Genomic DNA, 17,270 nt, shown 5'->3' on the forward strand with positions numbered 1-17,270 from the left:
CGTGCGGGCAGTCTGTGAGCCCGCCGGCCGATGGCACCACTCACCGAGCGTCGCCAGGCGGCCCCACCGCGTGGATCCGGCCCGCCGGGACCAGGACCGCGCGACCAACCCGGAAGGCAGGTACGTCCCATGCGCACGTCGACCCGTATCGCCGGTGCGCTCACCGGCCTGACCCTTACCCTCGGCGGCGCGGTACTCGCCGCTCCCGTGGCCCGGGCGGACATCCCCGCCTGCACGCAGATGGCCGAACTGGCCGGTGCCACCGATTCCGACTCCGTCGCAGCGGCCTGTGGCCGTGGCGTGGTCGGAGACCTGCAGAGTTGTGTGACGGGGCTGACCGGGGCCGGAGTGGCGGGCGGCGCCGCGACCGGTGCCTGCCGGTCGGCGGCCTACGAACCGCGTTAGACGGATCGTCTCCTCCTCAACCCCCGGCCCGCCCGGACACAACGCGGCCCCGGTGGGCAGTCTCGACGCCAAAGACATCGACGCTGCCCGGCTTCTACCGCCGCGCACGCGCACACGGCGGACCGATGCGGCCGGTCGAAGTCGGTGACCTCATGCCTCTCCGGAGCCGGGCAGTCACCGCCCGGGCGCGGCGCCCAGACCTCGCCTCGCGGGCCTTATGCGGAGCGCCCATGCTGAGTAAGAGGGCGCCGTCGTCTTGAGACTTGTCCTTCCCGAAGGCCGAACGAAGGCGCCTGAGAGGAGGAGGAAGTCATGCGCATACGAAGATTCCTGGGCCTCGCCCTGGCCACGGCGACCCTTGCCGGCATGAGCGCCGTCGGCGCTGTCAGCGCCGGGGCCGCCTCGTCTCCGAACATCTCCAGAGACGACTGCACGGCCGCCGGCGGACAGGTGCTTGCACGCCCCTACGCCAGCTACTACTGCGCGCTGCCTGACGGGACCACGCCGGCGATCACTTGACCGCTCGGTCACCGTTGGTGGATCTCGCCCGCGCCCGTCCCGACACTGCGGCACGCGCTGTGGTGGGCGCCGACCGTCTCGAAGTCAAGGCCATCACCGCTTCGAGGCGGTCGGCGCTGTCCTGAACACCGAGCTCACCGCCGTCCTGGACGGCGTCGGCCACGTCGTCATCCGGTGACCGACGAGGTCGTTCGCATTTCCTGGCTGTATTCCTGGGCCTACCCCGCCGGCATCGCCAACCGGCACGTGGCCCACGCCCACGGCCCTCTCCGGGGACCTACGAGACGGCGCCGTAACAGCGCGCGCAGCAACAGCACGACCAAGGAGCCGACCGGCACGGTGCACCCGCCGGTCGGCTCCGCCGTGCCCCTCGACGGCCCCGGGGGACGACCAAGGGGACGACTCCGTCGTTCGGCCCATCAAGGCCACCGGCTGCCACGCCGAAAAGGAGCGAAAGGAGTCGCCCCACCCTCGCGTTCCGGTACGCCTCCGCGCCCCAGGCCGCCCCGATGACGGCGGTCCCGTACCCCGGCCGACAGGCCCGGAGGAGATCCCGCATGCGCCGCGTCTTCCTGCCCCTGACCGCCGTCACCACCGCCGCGCTCCTGCTCGTCACGGTCACCGGCGCGACCCCCGCCGCGGCAGACCGGAACCCCGACGGCACACCACTGGTCAAGGTGTCGCACGGCGACCCGTACGCACACTGCACCATCGGCGCGATCTCCCCCGAGAGCACCGTCTACCCGGGCACCGAGGTCGAGCCGTACCTGTCCGTCGATCCGCGCGACCCAAAACGCGTGGTCACCGTGTACCAGCAGGACCGCTGGAACGATGGCGCCGCCCGCGGCCTGGTGGCCTCCTGGGCCACCGACGGCCACACCTTCCACCGGAGCACGCTGCCGTTCAGCTTGTGCGCCCCCGGCGGCGCGGATTACGAGCGGGCCTCCGACCCCTGGGTGAGCACCGGCCCGGACGGCACCGTGTACGCGAGCGGGGAAGGCGTCGACTTCACCAGGAGTACGCGCAGCGCCCTCCTGGCCGCCACGTCCCACGACGGCGGCCGCACCTGGCAGAACCTGACCACCACCCACGTCGACGAGCAGCCGTTCTTCAACGACAAGCCCTCGATCACCGCCGACCCGATCCGCGAAGGCACCGCCTACCAGGTCTGGGACCGCCTCTACAACGACCCGCCCGGCCCCAGCTCCCTCGACGGCCCCGGCTACATCTCCCTCACCCGCGACGGCGGCCGCACCTGGAGCGAGGCCCGGCGGTTCGTCGACACCGGCGCCGTCCCCAACACCCAGACCATCGGCCATGCGATCGTCGTCGACCGGCGCACCGGCACCCTGTACGACTTCTACGACCGGATCACCTACGCCGACGACCTGGGCACCGTCACCGAAGCCCGCTACGAGGTGGTCACCTCCACCGACGCCGGAGAAACCTGGAGCGCCCCGGCCACGGTGGCCCGCGACACCTCCGTCCCGGAGGTCGACCCGAACGACCCCACCAAACCGCTGCGCGCCGCGGCCACCCTGCCCAGCCCGGCCGTCGACCCCAAGTCGGGCGCGCTGTACATGGCTTACGAGGGCTCGGACTTCTCCGGCGGCAGGTTCGACTCCGTCCAGCTCGTGCGCTCCACCGACGGCGGACGTACCTGGGGGACCCCCGAGCTGATCAGCCCCGAGGACGTGCCCGCCTTCTCCCCGTCGATCGCGGTCGACGAGCGGGGCACGGTCGCTCTCACCTACTACGACCTGCGCTTCCTCAAGCCGGGCGACACCACCACCCTGCCCACCGCCTATCAGTTGGCCACACTGCCGGACGGAAACCCGGAGCTCCGGACCGAACGACGGATCTCACGGGTCTTCGACTGGCTGCAGGCGCCGTTCGCCGGGGGCTACTTCCTCGGCGACTACCAAGGCCTGGTCGCGGACGGCAAGGGAGTGCGGGCGGTGCTCACCGAAGCCAACTCCGACGCACCACAGAACCGTACGGACGTGTACACCAGCAGTCTCCGCACCCACTGACCGACGCGGACGCCATGAACGGCGGACAGTACTCGTTGGGGATGGCATTGAGGATCACCGCTGAGGGGGCTCGGTGCCGAGTGCGAAGGGCTGCGTGCGGCAGATGAGCAGGGCGACGTCATCCGGGTCGTCGGGACGCCGGAGTTCGCGCAGGAGCCGGTCGCAGGTCTCTTCCAGGGAACGATCAGGCACGTCGAGCAGGTCGAGGAGGGCTTCGAGTCGCTCGTCGATGGGGTTGTGGCGGGTTTCGACCAGCCCGTCGGTGTACAGGACCAGTTGGTCGCCGGGGCCGAGGCCGAAGGTGGTGGTCTCGAAGGGGACGCCGCCGACTCCGAGCGGGGTACCGGTGGGCAGGCCGAGGAGTTCGGGGTGCTTGCCGCTGGGTACGAGGACGGGCGGCAGGTGGCCGGCGTTGGCGATGCGGCACTCGGCGCGGTGGGGATCGTAGACGGCGTAGACGCAGGTGGCGATGTAGTGCTCCAGCCCTGAGGTGATCTTGTCGAGGTGCTGGAGGACCTGGTCGGGGTTGAGGTCGAGGTCGGCAAAGGCGCTGGTGGCGGTGCGCAGGCGGCCCATGGTGGCGGCGGCGTCGATGCCGCTGCCCATGACGTCGCCCACTACGAGTGCGGTCTTGTCGTGATCGAGGGGGAGGACGTCGTACCAGTCGCCGCCGATCTCGTACGTGGCCTGCGCGGGCCGGTACCGGGAGGCGATCTGCAGACCGGGAAGATGTGCCGGGTGGCTGGGGAGCAGGCTGCGCTGCAGGGTCTCGGCGGCGTTGCGCACGCTCTGGTGCGTGCGGGCGTTGTCGATGCACACGGCGGCACGGGAAGCCAGCTCAACGGCGAGGGCGAGGTCGTCCTCGCAGAAGGGCACCGGGTTGCGGGCCCGTGTGAGCCCCAGGAAGCCGAGGACCTGGCCGCGTGCGATGAGCGGGACCGACATGTAGGAATGCACGCCGGCGCTGGCCAGCAGGCCGGCAGAGTGGCTGTCGCGGGCGATGCGCGCCAGATCGCTGTCGTCGGCGTGGGCGATCAGCAGTGGCCGGCCGGTGCGTACGGTCTCGGTGGCCACGCGGTCGGCGGCGTAGGCGGCGATCGTGCCGGGCGGATCGGCGGCCTGGGCCGCTTCAGTGGGATAGGCGGCTTTGACAGCGAGCGCGCGGAAGAACGCCGGGCCGTCTCCGGGAGCAGGACCAGGGCGGTGCTCGTCCAGGACGGAGTCGAGCACATCGACCGCGACCACGTCGGCGAGCTCGGGAACGATGACCTCGGCCAGCTCACGGGCGGTCTGTTCCACCTCCAAGGTGGTGCCGATCCGAGCGGAGCCGTCGGCGATCAGGGCCAGGCGCCGCCGGGCCTCTGCAGCCGCCATGGCCGCCTGGTACCGGTCAGTGACGTCCACTACCAGGTCGGCCACCCCGAGAACCCGCCCCTGGGGATCCTCCAGCCTGTACAGCGAGATCGACCAGGCGTGCTGATCCGGGTCGCCAGGTGTGTGGCCGACAATGGTGGACTGGTCAACCATGGGAATCCCGGTCTTCAGGACTTCCGTCATCGCGGCCTCGGGCACCCCGAACTTCGCGGCGGTCATGATCTCGCGGTAGTGGCGGCCGAGGTGATCCTTCGCGGGTATGCCGTGCATCCGCTCCAGGGCGGGGTTGACGGCCACGTACCGCAGATCGGTGTCGAGGATCGCCAGCCCGATGGGGGACTGGGAAACCAGCCGGGTGGACAGGGCGATATCCCGCTCCAGCTCGCGCAAGGTCGGCTCGTCCGTGGCGAGCCCGAGGGCGTAGAAGTCGCCGCGGTCGTCCAGCAGCCGCATGTTGCGGAACTCCACCAGGCGAGTGCTGCCGTCCTTGTGCCGAATGGGGAACGCTCCGGCCCAGCTCTCACCGGTCGCCATGACGTGGGCGAACAATTCGATCAACAGTTCCCAGTGCTGCTCTCGGACGAGCAGCGGCGCCGCGTACTGTCCCAGCGCCTCTTCGGCGGTGTAGCCGTACAGCTCCTCGGCCTGCGGGCTCCACAGGACGATCCGCCCATCCGCGTCCAGCAGCACCGCGGCGACACTGAGGAGGTCCATCAGGCCGCTCGGCTGCGGCGCACCTCCTTCCGGCTGGCCGGCCTCAGCCCGACCCCCCTCACTTGCGCTCATCGCAGGCTCTCCTTCCACCTGCCGGCATCGCGCGGGCCGTCCGTTGACACTGGCCCTGGCCTGCCTCCCGCGTCTGTGGGCGCTTCGGCTTCCATGGTCCCCCCGGATGGGCCGACCGCACCATCCGGAGGCACCCGTGATGCCTTGCCTGGCTCTTGCCGGGCGTCGCGGGCCGGGCAGGATCCGGAAGGGACGCCCCGGCCCGGCACGAGATGCCGGGCCGGAGCCATCCGGTGGAGAAGCGCCGTCCGGTATCAGGGCGCGCCGTCATCACCCGAGGAGGGAGGGTGATCGTTGCGGTCGGCTTCGTCCAGTTCACGCATGCGTCGTTCGATGCGGTCCTTCAGACTCTGCCCTTCCGGCGGCTCATCCTCGGCCGGGGTCGGCCCCGCCGGACCGGGCGCGGGCCGGTGGATCCTCTGGCGCATCTTCTCCGCGCGATCCTTGCGCTGCTGGGCGTCATCGCTCACGACGGCCTCTCTGACATCCGGGCTGAAGGCCGTGCTCGCAGCTGGTAACCGTCAACTCTCCTTCCCCTTCCAGGCCTTTGCCGCAGGATTCGCGACCTTCAGGCGCCCGATCTCGGCACGCCACGCTTCGGCCCGCGCGTTGGTGGACTCCTTGGCCAGGGCGGTAAGGGTCCGCGCGGCGCTGAACGGCTTTGAGGCGGGACCGCTGACGGCGAGGCGACTGACGGTCTTGGTCTTGGCGTCGATGGCCGCTCGGAGGCTGCCGCTGCCCGTCAGGCGCCCCAGGTTGCGGAACTTCGGCTCCGAACCCTTGAACCAGGTCTGCTGCCACCACTCGTCCGAGACCGGCTCGCGCCAGCTGATGTACCCGCCGCGCAGCACCTGCCGGGGCTGCGTGATGTGTCCGCCGAAGCTGTAACGGACACCTTCGGTGGTGACCGGATCGTAGAACCTGGGGGTGAAGAAGTCCGAGACGAGCAGGCCGTTGACGGTGTAGCCGAACTCGGCTGCCTCCGAGGGATCCGAGACCTCGACCAGGAACTCGACGACGCCTTGGTCCGGGTGGGGAGACTTGCCGGCAATCAGACGGTTTCCGAACGGGTCGGCGCACATCTCCAGCATTTCGTGGCTCGCCGTCAGCGACCAGCTGTCGCCGAACTCGATCAGGGAGTACGGCTGTCCGTTCTCGTCCGTGTGGAAGCCCGCCGCGTTGGGGACATCGTCGACCACGATGAGCGGCCAGTACCCGACCGGAACGTCTTCGAGCCGGTCGAAGGCGTCCACGGTCGCGTCGACCTGCCAGAGCGGGCCGAAGTCGCGGGTGGCTTGTTTCTGGAGAGCGGCTGCCACTCGGTTGAGCTGCGAGGGGCTGATCTGATTGGTTTGAGTCTCTGATACGAGGGCGAGCTGGACGATCAACATGGAGTTGCCGGCCTTTCGTCTCGGGGCGGCAGCGGCGGCTGCCAGACGCCCACGAGCTTCACCGGGAGCCGGCTCGATCATGTGGATGTTCGTCCGGACGTGGGGAGATGTCAGTCGAACGGGTGGACATGCATCCGCCACCTGTCGCTGCGGGACGCCTTTCGGCCCGCCGTATGCATAATCGATTCTTCGATTCGACGGCGGGGCCGGGCCCGGCGGGGCCGGGCCGGGTGCGCCGCAGTCCGGTGCGGGGCTGCGGCGCACGTGGGTCAGCGGATCAGTGGAACAGCGGATCAGTGGAACAGCATGGAGGCCTCGCCCGCGCCGGTCGTGACGGAGCCGGGGCACAGGAAGCTCCCCGACACCTTCGTCGCCGTGAAGGCCTGGTTGACGTACTTGCGGGTCGATCCGTCGCGCTTCCACACGATGTTCGTGGCCTTGAAGCGGCAGGACACGAAGCTCTGCTTGCCGGAGATGTCGATGGCGTCCGTCTTCGCGGTGCCGTTGGCGTCGTCGAAGGTGAAGGCCGGGTTGTTGTTGAGGGCGGCGGTGATGCCGCCGCTGCAGGCCAGGTTGCCCCCGGGCGAGTTGATGCTGGTGCGGTCGACGGTCAGGGCGCTCGGCGGGTTGGCGCTCGTACGGGCGTTGGTCCAGCTACAGGTGTTGCCCGAGACCACGATCACGCCGTCCACTTGCTGGTCGGCCGCGGGGCCCAGGGCCGACGCCGCCGTCGATGCGCCGACGACCAGTACGGCCGCCAGGGCGGTGACAGCCGACAGTGTCGAGATCTTCATCATGTTCGCTCCTCTTTGCCACGTCCTTGTGGGGTGAGCGGGGCCTGGGTGGGCCGCGCCGGCGTGCGCCCGGTCGGCGGGGGCGGAATCCGCGGGGTACGGCCGGGGGAGGGCTGCGCGCCCTGTGCGGATCGGGGCGCGGACGGAACGTGTCACAAGGACCTTGAAATGTCAGGGCCATGCCAAGTGATTGGCTGGATGACTCCGTCCGGCCGGTCGTATCCGCCCTGCCGTCGGCGACCTCTCCCGGGGCTGGGGAGTTCTCGCCGGACGGCCTTGACCTCAAGTCTGGTTGAGCTCCTAGGGTCGGTCTCGTCGAGCCAGCACGAGCAAGGAACGAAGGGGCCGGCCATGGAGTATTCGCACACTGACGCCGAACTGATCAAGCAGCCCATCGGCTACTGGAGTTGGGCCGCCTACAAGGCCGTCGTCACCCGCACCCGGGGCGCACTCGACGGGATCGGTACCACCCAGCCGCAGTGGTGGGTCCTCGCGCAAGTCGCGCGTGCCGACACCGTCAAGACCCGCGAAGAGGTGTCGCACCTCCTGCGTGACTACCTTGACGAGGGCCGGGAAGCCCTGGAGTCGGAGATGGATCGGACCATTGCCCAGGGCTGGATCACCGAGGACGCGGAGGGGCGGCTGGGCATGACGGCAGAGGGGCGGGCGTTCTACGACAAGGCTGCGGCCCTCCAGAGCGAACTGTGGGCGGAACGGCACGCGGACGTCTCCGACGAGGAATACCTCACCACGCTCAAGGTGCTGCAGCGACTCATCCACAACACGGGCGGGCGTGCCTGGCACCACTAGCCAGTGCTGTGACCGCCGGCGCGACCCCGCCGGCCTGACCCAGTACGCCGTCGGCGTCGGCGTCGGCGCCCGTGCCCTTGCGGGCTCAGGTGCCGACGCCGGCGGACCTCAGCCGCGCTCCACGCGTACGCCGCCCAGGAGCCCCCAGGCGTCGACCCGCACCGTCGGCCCGCCCGGCGAGGCGGGACCCGCGTCGGTGACCCCGCCGAGGCTGATGCCGCCGACCTTCACGGTGACGTCCGGACGGACCTTCAGGGTGACGCCCCCGATGAGGCTGAGTTTGGTGATCTTGACCTCGGCCCCGTCGGGGAGGTCGACGTCCGTGAGGTCGATGTGGGCACCTCCGATGAGGGACGCCGTCACCGTCCGCTCGTGAAGGGTCTTTCCCTCCAGGCGGTGACCACCCATGATGCTCACGCGGACATCGGTCTTCTGCTCGTCGTTCTCGTCGCTCTTCGTCATGCGGGTCACCGTAGGCCCGGAGGGAGTTCTTCCCCGACGCCCCAACTCCCTAGTTTTGCAGGAGATTTACCAAACCCCATCGCCTCGCGGGTCGGCCGCCCGAGGGCCTCGTATTCGCCCTTCGCCGCACGGCCGGCCCGGAGTGCGGGCCGGCCGTCCGCCGGAGGGTGCGCCGCTCGTTACGAGGTGTACGCCTCCAGTTCCGAAAGCTGGCCGGCCGGCCAGCCGTTGTTCGCGGTGAAGGTCAGGCGCAGGTACCGAACGCCTGTGGAGGGAAGGGTGATGGCGACGGTGTTCGTGCCCTCGGTGAACGTGTACGAGGCGGAGTTCTTCAGTGTCGTCCAGGCCGTGTTGTCGGCCGATCCGAGCACGGACAGCGTCTGTGTCCGGGTGCCCCAGGAGGAGGGGAGCTTCAGGACGAGGCGGCCGACGGTGCGCTGGGCGCCGAGGTCGACGGTGAGCGACTGGGGGAAAGCGTTGTTGTTGTTGCTCTCCCAGTAGCTGCCCGCGTTGCCGTCGGTGACATTGCCGGCCACGTAGCCCTGGGTGTGGCTGGTGTCGGCCGCGGGGCGGCCCTGCGCCAGGTTGGAGTCGGCCGGGGGAGCGGGAGGAGGAGTCGTCGCGGGAGGCGTGGTGGGCGGGGTGGTCGGGCTGCCTTCGGGTGCGTACACCTCGAACTCTGAGATCTGCCCGGCCGCCCAGCCGGTGTTGCCGGTGATGTTCAGACGGACGTAGCGGGCGCCGGCCGGGTTGAGGGCGAGCGTCGCCGTGTTGCCGGAGGCGGGGTTGAAGGTGACACCGGAGGGGCCGCTGAGCGTGGTCCAGGAAGAGTTGTCGGTGGAGCCGAGCACCGAGAGGTTCTCGGTCCGCGTGGCCCAGTCTGCGGACGGTGGCAGCTTCAGGGTGACCTTGCCGATCTGCTTGGTCTCGCCGAGGTCGACCGTCAAGGTCTGGGGGAAGGCGTTGCCGTTGCTCTCCCAGTAGGTCGAGGCATTGCCGTCCACGGTGTTCGCGGCGCTGTAGGACTGCACCGCCGAGGACGCGGTGGCGGGGCGGCCCTGGGCGAGGTTGCCGTTCGCAGGGGTGGTGGGGGGAGTGGTGGGCGGGGTCGTGGGCGGGGTGGTCGGGGGAGTGGTGGGCGGCGTGGTGGGCGGCGTGGTGGTGCCGCCACCGGGGACGCCACCGTTGGTCCACACCGGCTCGGGCCAGACACCGGAACAGGTCTGTCCGGTGTTCCAGCCGGAGTTGCCGCCGCCATCGGTGATCTGCAGACCGGTGCCGATGCAGTTGTGGATCGGGGTGGCGGCCTGGGCGATGTTCTTCGCGGTGACGTTGGTGAGCTTCATCGAGATGTTCGACTGGGCCTGGATGGCGTACGTCCCGGCGCCGTCGATGTTGATGTTGGTGAACTCCACCCCGCTGATGGGGCCCTCGATCGAGTGGATCGCGGCGTAGGAGGAGTCGAGGATGTCGGTGTCGGAGATCCTTATGCTCGCGCCCTGGACGGCCTCGTTCAGGCCGGAGAACCAGATGGCGCCGACCCCGAAGTTCCAGTTGAAGTCGTTGTTCCCGGCCCGGATGAGGGTGTTGCGCGCGGCTGTGATGGTGCCGGCGACCGCGGTGCCCTTGCCGGAGCTGACGCCCGGGTAGCGGTTGGCGATGTGCAGCCCGCCGCCGTTGCTGATGGTGTCGGACATGACGTTGTCCGAGATGGTGAAGTCCTTGCCGCCGTAGGTGACGATGTTGTTCGCCAGGATCGGCAGTACGACGGTGTTGTGGTCGAAGCTGATGTCGGTGTTGGGCTTGTCCTGGGGCCAGGAGGCCAGACCGTCGTCACCCGTGTTGCGCAGGAACGTATTGGTGACGCGAGAGTTCGTGACACCCGTGTGGAAGTTCACGCCGTCGGCGGTCATGTCGAGGAAACGGCTGTTCTTGATGGTGAAACGGTCCATCGGACCGTCCATCCACGCCGCGACCTTGACGTGCTGGATCCAGAGGTTGTCGACCGTCGAGTTGGACATGGCGCCGCCCAGCGCGTTCACCTGGTCGTCGTCGATCCGCTCGCGGACGTCGCCGATGATCGCGAAGTCCTTGAGGGTGACGTTCTGGCTGGGCCCGTTCGCCTCGTGCGGCCGGACCGGGCCGGTGTAGCCGCCGCCCGCCACGTACTTGCCGTAGAAGCCGGCCGCGCGGTTGCGGTTGACCGGGTCGCGGCCGCCGAAGACCGTGTACCAGGGGCCCGCGCCCTGGACGGTGACCCCGTCCACGACCACGTGGTCGTAGAGGGTGTAGTTGCCCGGCGGCACGAAGACGGTCTTGCCCTGGGCGTGGCCCGCATCGACGGCGGCCTGCATCCGGGCCGTGGAGTCGGTGGCTCCGGTCGGATCCGCCCCGAAGTCCGCGACGGCGTCGAGTGCTCCGGCGGGCTTGCCGGAAGCCGCGCCCACCTGCTCGAAGTCGGCGAGGTCGATGGTGAAGGAGGGCGACTGCGCGGTCGAGGTCACCTGCACCCGGATCTTGGTCCCGGCCGGGTAGTCGGCGCCCAGCAGGGTGCGGGATTCGTCGTAGAAGTGGTGCGGGTTGGTGTCGCCCGGGTTGTTGTTGAAGGGATAGCCGCCGTAGTACCAGCTGTATTTGGAGGTGACGGCCAGCGTTTTGACGGACTGTCCGTTCGCCTGCACGTCCAGCGTGGCGTCGCGGCCCTTGCCGTCCCCGGTGTCCGGGAGGCTGTAGCGCAGGGACATCGCGTTGGCGGGCTTGGTGAGGGTGAACTCCACGTACTGCCCGGCGGATCCGAGCGTCACGGCCTGTCGGCCGGACGCCTCGGAGGGGAGGTGGCCGTAGAGGCGGTCGGGGCCGATGAGGGCGCCGTTGGTGGCCGCGTACTCGGCCTCCAACTCGGTGAAGGGCACGGTCGCGCCCCGCCCGGGTACGGCGACGGGCGAGGGTGCGGGCACCCCGACGGCGTGGGCGGCCGGCGCGCTGCCGACCGCGAGGGCGGTCAAGGCCGCGGTGGCGGCCAGCGAAAGGGACAGGAAGACGGCGGTTCCGCGCCGTCTCAGGCTGCGGACCTGCTCGGGAGTGGGTGCATGACTTTGCGGCGACTGGGACACGGGCGCGTACGTCCTTGCGGCTCGATCGGAGTGTGCGAAGTGGCTCAACGCGGGAGGCTACGACTCCGGATGCAGGAAGTCTATGAACCTGCGCAAGAAACAGACGTGACTCCGCAATAAAGCCTTGCTTACCGCTTCGGTATCCGCACTTCCTGCCGCTTTCGCCCGCTCCGCGTCCGGGCGTCCCTGGCCGTTGACGTCGTAGCGTCCTTCCGGCCGGGGACCCTGCGTCCGACGAAGCGCAGGCTGTGGTGTCCATCCATCGAACTGTGAGGTCTTTTCTTGTCCCTGTAGAAACCTTGCACGGCTCCAGAGTCCTTTGTACGGTCGGAGCCCGGCGCGCACCACGGTCCCTGAAGGAGCGTCAGATGCTGGAGTTTCCGTTACCTGTCCGCCGCGCGGAACGCATGAGACGACTCCTTGCGGTGGCGGTCGTCGCCGTCGTAGGCATGGCGTGGATGCCCGCGGTCCCGGCAAGCGCCGTCCCCGGATCGACGCGAGCCACGACCGCCGCGAGTACGGTGGCCGGCGCCACGACCGGGTTCAGCAGCTACGAGGGCGAGTCCGGAGCCCTCGGAGGCGGCGCGGCCGTCACCTCGGTGACAGCGGCGCCGACCGATCAGTACTCCAGCGCCGCGCTGGAGGCGTCCGGCCATGCGTACGTCCGTCTCGGCGGCACGGGGCAGTCCGTCGGGTGGACCAACACCACCGGACAGCCCATCAGCTTCCTCAACGTCCGGGCCAGCATCCCCGATTCGCCATCCGGCGGTGGCATCACCGCCACGCTGAACCTGTACGTCAACGGCACGTTCCGGCAGGCACTGAACCTCAACTCCAAGCAGAGCTGGGTGTACGAGGGCAACAACAACTACAACACCAGCGACAACCAGAACCCGGCCGACGGCAACCCGCGCGTGTTCTGGGACGAGGTGCACGCCTTCGTCACCGGCGCGCCCATCCCGGCCGGTGCCACGTTCTCCCTCCGGCAGGACTCCGCCAACACCGCGTCCTTCTACGACATCGACGTGATCGACGTGGAGAACCCGCCGCCACCGCTCGCCCAGCCGGCCGGGTCGATCTCCATCACCAGCTGCGGAGCGGTCGCCGACAACAGCCCGACCAACGGCTCCGCCGACAGTCAGGCCACCGACAGCGGCCCCGCCATCCAGAGCTGCATGAACCAGGCCCAGTCACAGGGCAAGACGCTCTGGATTCCTCAGGGCACCTTCTACGTGAAGGGCACCACCGGTCTGCACGCACAGGGCATCACCATCGCCGGCGCAGGCCAGTGGTACAGCACCGTCTACCGCGACGTACCGGTACCCAACACCACGCCGCTGGCGGCCCTGTTCTCCGTCACGTCCTGCGCCGTGCGCGACTTCCACATCGACGCCAACGCGGTCAGCCGCAGCACCATCGGCGGCGACGGCGGCGCCATGGACACCACCGGCAGCAACTGGTCGGCCGACGGCATCTGGACCCAGCACACCATGTCCGGCTTCTGGGCCTCGGGCACCGGAGGCAAGGTGAGCAACAGCCGCCTGACCTCGATCTGGGCGGACGGCATCAATGTCAACAACGTCTCGCTCGGAGCAGACACCGGAGACACCCTGACCGTCACCAACAACTTCGTGCGAGGCACGGGAGACGACGCGATCGCCGTCAACTCGGTCAACTACAACACCAACGGCGACGGTTCCAGGACCTACTACCACCCGATGGCCAACGTCACGGTCAGCAACAACACCTCGATAGCGCCGTGGGGCGGCAAGGGCGTCGCGATCTATGGGGGCAGTGGTCACCAGGTCACCAACAACCAGGTCAGCGACACCGCGCGCTACATCGGCCTGGGAGCCGGCCGCTTCGGCGTCAACGGCGACGACCTGCTCTCCGCGACCGTCACGGGTAACACCGTGCTCCGCTCCGGAGGCAACGCGTACGGCCAGGGGCAGCCGGCCCTGCACGTCGGCAACGGCGGCGACGGCCAGAACACCGGGATCGTCGACAAGGTCAACGTCACCGGAAACACCGTCGGCGACTCCCTCTACGACGGAATCGGCTTCTCCACCTCGACCGACACCCTGCTGAAGGAGAACACGATCACCAACCCGGGCCGAGGCGGTGTGGCGATCGCACCTCCCTTCTACCCGGCGCCCACCGGATCCGCCACCATCACGGGCAACACCCTCACCGGGCTGAAATCCGGCATGACCGCCTTCGTCAACAACTCGAGCGGCTTTACGGCGTCGGTCAGCGGCAACAGCTGGCAGGGCACCACCACCCCGCAAGGCCCCTACGGCGGCACGCCCGCGGCCGTACCCGGCACCGTACAGGCGGAGAACTATGACACCGGCGGCCAGGGCGCGGCGTACAACGTCACCTCCATCAACGGCAACGGTTCCGCCTACCGCTCCGACGGCGTGGACCTGGAGAGCACCTCGGACACCGGCGGGGGCCAGAACCTGGGCTGGACCAGCGGTGGCCAATGGTTCCGCTACACCGTGAACGTCGCCTCCGCGGGCACGTACACCGTCGGCCTGCGACTGGCGGCCCCCTCCGCCGTCACCGGCGCTCTGCACCTGTCCGACGCCTCGGGCACGAACCTCAGCGGCGCCATCAGCATCCCCGCGACCGGAGGTTGGCAGTCCTGGACCACGGTCACCGCCACCGTCGCACTTCCGGCCGGCAAGCAGACCCTGACGGTCGACCAGGACCACGGCGGGTGGAACCTCAACCAGCTCACCTTCGCCGTTCCGGGCGGGAACCCCACGCCGACCGACCTGGCCGCGGGCAGACCCACCACCGAGACCAGCCACACCGGTGTCTACTCGTCGTCAAATGCCACGGACGGCAACCAGAACAGCTACTGGGAGAGCGCCAACAACGCCTTCCCGCAGTGGATCCAGGTCGACCTCGGTTCCGCACAGATCGCCGGCAAGGTCGTTCTGCGGCTTCCCGCCACCTGGGGCGCCCGCAACCAGACCCTGACCGTCCAGGGCTCCACCGACGGCGCGGCCTTCACCACACTGAAGTCCTCCGCCTCCTACACCTTCGACCCCGCCGCCAACAACACCGTCACCCTCACCTTCCCCGCCACCGCACAGCGCTATATCCGGGTCACCGTCTCCGCGAACACCGGCTGGCCCGCCGGCCAGTTCTCGGAGTTCGAGGTGTGGAACCCGTAACCGCACGGCGGCCCAGGCGTCCAGGCCGGCGCTCCTTGAGTTGGGTGGCGAGCCCGGCGGGAGAAGGGTTGCTATTTCAGGTACTTGTCGAAGAACGCGGTGGCGTAGCGGATCGCGATCTCGCGTTGCTCGGTGGGCTCCAGCTGCTGGGGGGTGCCGGTTGCGTTCGTGCTCTCGCACCGGCCGCCGGGGCGATTGCGGTGGTCGACGGTGACGTCGTCGGTTGCGAAGGCCGGTCCGGTGCCGGGGGTCCAGACCGTGTTGAAGAAGTTGTGGTTGCCGCCGGGTACGTCGTGGTGTTCGACGTGCGGGTTCCCGGCGGCCATCGCGACGGGGACTTTGCTGTCCTCCCACATGGCGTCGCAGGTTCCGGCGACCAGGGAGAGGGGAACGCGGGTGATGTGTTCCTTGTCCGCGTTGATGCCGTTCATGGCGGGCGCGAGTGCGAGGGTGGCGCGGAGGTGCACGCCGGGCGGGAGCTTGTGGCTGTCCAGGGCCTGGGCGAGGACACCGCCGCCGCCGCGGGAGTGTCCGAGCGTGCCGACCCGGTCGAGGTCCACGTGGTCCGTGAACTGCTTGAGCTCCCGCAGCGGGCCTTCCCCGGTGGACAGCTGCTCCCACATCTCCAGATGCTTGTCCAGCAGGGCCGCCCGCGCGACCTGGCCCTGGTTCTTCTCCTGGGCCTGGATGCCGTTGGCCGCCACCGACACCACGATGTATCCCTTGTCGGCCAGTGCCTCGGCGAGGTAGGAGTAGCCCAGGTAGTTGCCGACCGGCTCGGCGCCCTTGGCGCACGGCCAGCCCTGGCCGCGGACCGGCTCGTCACCCGCGGCGCAGGTGTCGCCCCAGCCGTGCAGCATCATCACCAGGGGATGCTTGCCCCCTTCCAGCTTGCGCGGGTAGGTGACGGCGGCCTTCAGCTCCGTACGCTTGCCGTCCAGGCCCGGCGGCGCGTAGGCGCTGTCACCGAAGTCGTAGGTGAGCCGGGCCGAACCGGCCGTTGCGTCCTGCGCGGAGACCTTGGCCGAGCCGACGACCTCGGGCTGGGCGTTGCCGCAGGAAGCGGTCCCCAGGATGACCGAGGCGACGGCCGTCACGGGGAGGAGGCAGCGGCGCAGGGAGCGAGGGGGCATACGCATCGGCAAGGGGGCCTTTCGGGGCGCGCTTCTCAGACGGGGACGGCCACTCGGGCCGGTGGGCGCCGAGGCGACGTCTCGAAGGTATGCACCCTGGCCGTCAGGGATGTATCAGGCGATGTGCGCAGGCGTATCAATGAGCGTCAAGGGCTACGAGACCGGGCCGGAGCCGGGGTTGCAGGGTGGGCCTTTCTGCCATGGGAGTGCGACCTACGATGTATGCGCGGTTCCACCTGAAAGGTGACGATCCGCTCCTTTCGCTCCGATTGGATGGGAGGCTGAGGAGGCCCACGGTGGGCGTCCGGACGGAGCGGTGTGATGAGTGCTCGGCGTACGGCTTGCTGTGTGACACCCCTGGTCGTGGGTGTGATCGGGCTTCTCGCGGTCTTCGCGGCGGTCCAGTTCAGCGGCGACTTCGGCAAGGCCTGGGCGATCACCTATACGGCGAAGACCTCCAAATCCGGCACGTACGGCGTCACCTACCAGGACACCAAAGGCCGCTATCCGTGGGAGGACACGGACGTGCGCCGGCACAGCGAGGCCGATACGACCGGAGCCTGGCGGAAGGAAGTGGTGATCGTCGACGGGAAGAACGCCAAGGTGAGCGTCATCCCCGCCAAGGGAGCGGTGGCCACCTGCGCGATCCTCCTGGACGGCCGCAAGGTGCTCGCGCGGGGCACCTCGCCCGCGGCCGGGCAGCCTGCCGTGTGCGAGAGCCCCATCAAGGACTGATTGCGGACGCCTCCGCGTTCAGCGGCGCCCGGCGGCCGTAGCTCCAGATCCGTTGGTCCTCTTCGTCACCCTGGGCGTTCGGACGAGCGTCAGAAGGACAGGACTTCGGCGCCCGCGGCGCAGGCACCCACGTAGATGTTGCCGTCGCCTCCGCGGTACAACAGGCACTCTTTGAGCTCGATACGACTCACGTTCCCAGCGAAGCTGTACTCGCCGATGCTCACGATCGCCTGGTTGCCACGTGTGTTCCAAACCTGCACGTCGCGGGTGCCGCCGTCCGAGTACACCGCGTGGATCTTGAGCGCCGCGCCCTTGCCGTCGCTCGCCGTGTCCTTGAGTTCGCCGCTCAGGTGGACCCGGCCGTCGGCCGCCTTTCCGTAGTATCCGTGCGCCCAGGCGCCGCCGATGTCGCCGCCGGTGCCGGTGACTTCGAAACCGGAGCCGGCAGAGGCCGGCCCCGCGAGCAGCAGTAGCGCGGCCGGGACCGCGGCAAGAGTCAGGGCGGTCTTCGTCGTGAGCTTCATCGTTCC

Annotated in this window: 14 protein-coding genes and 1 pseudogene; 6 read left to right on the forward strand and 9 right to left on the reverse strand. The window is 69.2% G+C overall.

The window, feature by feature from the left end; genetic code table 11:
* Positions 1 to 129 precede the first annotated feature (129 nt).
* The 3 genes from OHU74_RS34735 (at position 130) to OHU74_RS34745 (ending at position 2,957) form a co-directional block, all read left to right on the forward strand.
* Positions 130 to 405, forward strand: coding sequence for a hypothetical protein (locus tag OHU74_RS34735; protein WP_371614194.1), 276 nt, complete (start codon positions 130 to 132; stop codon positions 403 to 405).
* Positions 406 to 717: 312 nt separating this feature from the next.
* A complete protein-coding gene (locus tag OHU74_RS34740) occupies positions 718 to 924 on the forward strand; it encodes a hypothetical protein (protein ID WP_371614193.1) in 207 nt (68 codons plus the stop codon).
* A 557-nt stretch (positions 925 to 1,481) separates the two neighbouring features.
* Positions 1,482 to 2,957 carry a sialidase family protein gene (locus tag OHU74_RS34745; RefSeq protein ID WP_371614192.1) on the forward strand — a complete coding sequence of 492 codons (1,476 nt, stop codon included), beginning with the start codon at positions 1,482 to 1,484 and terminating at the stop codon, positions 2,955 to 2,957.
* A gap of 54 nt (positions 2,958 to 3,011) precedes the next feature.
* Here OHU74_RS34745 and OHU74_RS34750 read toward each other — a convergent pair whose 3' ends face one another.
* The 4 genes from OHU74_RS34750 to OHU74_RS34765 all read right to left on the reverse strand — a co-directional run bounded on the left by OHU74_RS34750 (position 3,012) and on the right by OHU74_RS34765 (position 7,305).
* Complete coding sequence (locus tag OHU74_RS34750) at positions 3,012 to 5,117, reverse strand: SpoIIE family protein phosphatase (RefSeq protein WP_371614191.1); 2,106 nt, start codon at positions 5,115 to 5,117, stop codon at positions 3,012 to 3,014.
* A 254-nt stretch (positions 5,118 to 5,371) separates the two neighbouring features.
* Entirely contained in the window at positions 5,372 to 5,587 is a 216-nt protein-coding gene (locus tag OHU74_RS34755) for a hypothetical protein (RefSeq protein WP_371614190.1), read from the reverse strand.
* A gap of 51 nt (positions 5,588 to 5,638) precedes the next feature.
* Positions 5,639 to 6,508, reverse strand: a complete 870-nt coding sequence (locus OHU74_RS34760; protein ID WP_371614189.1) for a hypothetical protein — start codon at positions 6,506 to 6,508, stop codon at positions 5,639 to 5,641.
* A gap of 293 nt (positions 6,509 to 6,801) precedes the next feature.
* Positions 6,802 to 7,305 (reverse strand): hypothetical protein, encoded by a 504-nt coding sequence (locus tag OHU74_RS34765; RefSeq protein ID WP_371614188.1) that lies wholly within the window; start codon positions 7,303 to 7,305, stop codon positions 6,802 to 6,804.
* A gap of 348 nt (positions 7,306 to 7,653) precedes the next feature.
* Here OHU74_RS34765 and OHU74_RS34770 point away from each other — a divergent pair, with 348 nt between their 5' ends.
* Positions 7,654 to 8,112, forward strand: coding sequence for a MarR family transcriptional regulator (locus tag OHU74_RS34770; RefSeq protein ID WP_371614187.1), 459 nt, complete (start codon positions 7,654 to 7,656; stop codon positions 8,110 to 8,112).
* A 108-nt stretch (positions 8,113 to 8,220) separates the two neighbouring features.
* Here OHU74_RS34770 and OHU74_RS34775 read toward each other — a convergent pair whose 3' ends face one another.
* From OHU74_RS34775 to OHU74_RS34785, 3 genes and pseudogenes are all read right to left on the reverse strand, one after another.
* Positions 8,221 to 8,574: a hypothetical protein gene (locus OHU74_RS34775; protein WP_371614186.1), complete on the reverse strand. Its 354-nt coding sequence runs from the start codon at positions 8,572 to 8,574 to the stop codon at positions 8,221 to 8,223.
* 179 nt (positions 8,575 to 8,753) lie between these two features.
* Positions 8,754 to 9,245, reverse strand: a complete 492-nt coding sequence (locus OHU74_RS34780) for a discoidin domain-containing protein (RefSeq protein WP_371619530.1) — start codon at positions 9,243 to 9,245, stop codon at positions 8,754 to 8,756.
* Positions 9,240 to 11,687, reverse strand: a pseudogene (locus OHU74_RS34785) (discoidin domain-containing protein); the annotation flags it as partial. The pseudogene OHU74_RS34785 and the gene OHU74_RS34780, both read right to left, overlap by 6 nt.
* 407 nt (positions 11,688 to 12,094) lie before the next feature.
* Here OHU74_RS34785 and OHU74_RS34790 point away from each other — a divergent pair.
* Positions 12,095 to 14,872, forward strand: a complete 2,778-nt coding sequence (locus tag OHU74_RS34790) for a discoidin domain-containing protein (RefSeq protein ID WP_371614185.1) — start codon at positions 12,095 to 12,097, stop codon at positions 14,870 to 14,872.
* 71 nt (positions 14,873 to 14,943) lie between these two features.
* On the opposite strand, the gene OHU74_RS34795 is transcribed toward OHU74_RS34790, so the two are convergent.
* Positions 14,944 to 16,011 (reverse strand): alpha/beta hydrolase family protein, encoded by a 1,068-nt coding sequence (locus OHU74_RS34795; RefSeq protein ID WP_371614184.1) that lies wholly within the window; start codon positions 16,009 to 16,011, stop codon positions 14,944 to 14,946.
* A gap of 342 nt (positions 16,012 to 16,353) precedes the next feature.
* Here OHU74_RS34795 and OHU74_RS34800 point away from each other — a divergent pair, with 342 nt between their 5' ends.
* The gene (locus OHU74_RS34800; protein WP_371614183.1) at positions 16,354 to 16,740 is read left to right on the forward strand and encodes a hypothetical protein; all 387 of its coding nucleotides are present in this window, start codon (positions 16,354 to 16,356) and stop codon (positions 16,738 to 16,740) included.
* Positions 16,741 to 16,829: 89 nt separating this feature from the next.
* On the opposite strand, the gene OHU74_RS34805 is transcribed toward OHU74_RS34800, so the two are convergent.
* Positions 16,830 to 17,264, reverse strand: coding sequence for a hypothetical protein (locus OHU74_RS34805; protein WP_371614182.1), 435 nt, complete (start codon positions 17,262 to 17,264; stop codon positions 16,830 to 16,832).
* Between the last annotated feature and the right edge of the window lie 6 nt (positions 17,265 to 17,270).

It is taken from the genome of Streptomyces sp. NBC_00454, from assembly GCF_041434015.1.
Classification (GTDB): Bacteria; Actinomycetota; Actinomycetes; order Streptomycetales; family Streptomycetaceae; genus Streptomyces.

Bases quoted from the DNA above. Each gene is read 5' to 3' on its own strand.
- OHU74_RS34735 (WP_371614194.1), top strand. From the start codon at position 130: ATGCGCACGTCGACCCGTATCGCCGGTGCGCTCACCGGCCTGACCCTT.
- OHU74_RS34740 (WP_371614193.1), top strand. From the start codon at position 718: ATGCGCATACGAAGATTCCTGGGCCTCGCCCTGGCCACGGCGACCCTT.
- OHU74_RS34745 (WP_371614192.1), top strand. From the start codon at position 1,482: ATGCGCCGCGTCTTCCTGCCCCTGACCGCCGTCACCACCGCCGCGCTC.
- OHU74_RS34750 (WP_371614191.1), bottom strand. From the start codon at position 5,117: ATGAGCGCAAGTGAGGGGGGTCGGGCTGAGGCCGGCCAGCCGGAAGGA.
- OHU74_RS34760 (WP_371614189.1), bottom strand. From the start codon at position 6,508: ATGTTGATCGTCCAGCTCGCCCTCGTATCAGAGACTCAAACCAATCAG.
- OHU74_RS34765 (WP_371614188.1), bottom strand. From the start codon at position 7,305: ATGATGAAGATCTCGACACTGTCGGCTGTCACCGCCCTGGCGGCCGTA.
- OHU74_RS34770 (WP_371614187.1), top strand. From the start codon at position 7,654: ATGGAGTATTCGCACACTGACGCCGAACTGATCAAGCAGCCCATCGGC.
- OHU74_RS34775 (WP_371614186.1), bottom strand. From the start codon at position 8,574: ATGACGAAGAGCGACGAGAACGACGAGCAGAAGACCGATGTCCGCGTG.
- OHU74_RS34790 (WP_371614185.1), top strand. From the start codon at position 12,095: ATGAGACGACTCCTTGCGGTGGCGGTCGTCGCCGTCGTAGGCATGGCG.
- OHU74_RS34795 (WP_371614184.1), bottom strand. From the start codon at position 16,011: ATGCGTATGCCCCCTCGCTCCCTGCGCCGCTGCCTCCTCCCCGTGACG.
- OHU74_RS34805 (WP_371614182.1), bottom strand. From the start codon at position 17,264: ATGAAGCTCACGACGAAGACCGCCCTGACTCTTGCCGCGGTCCCGGCC.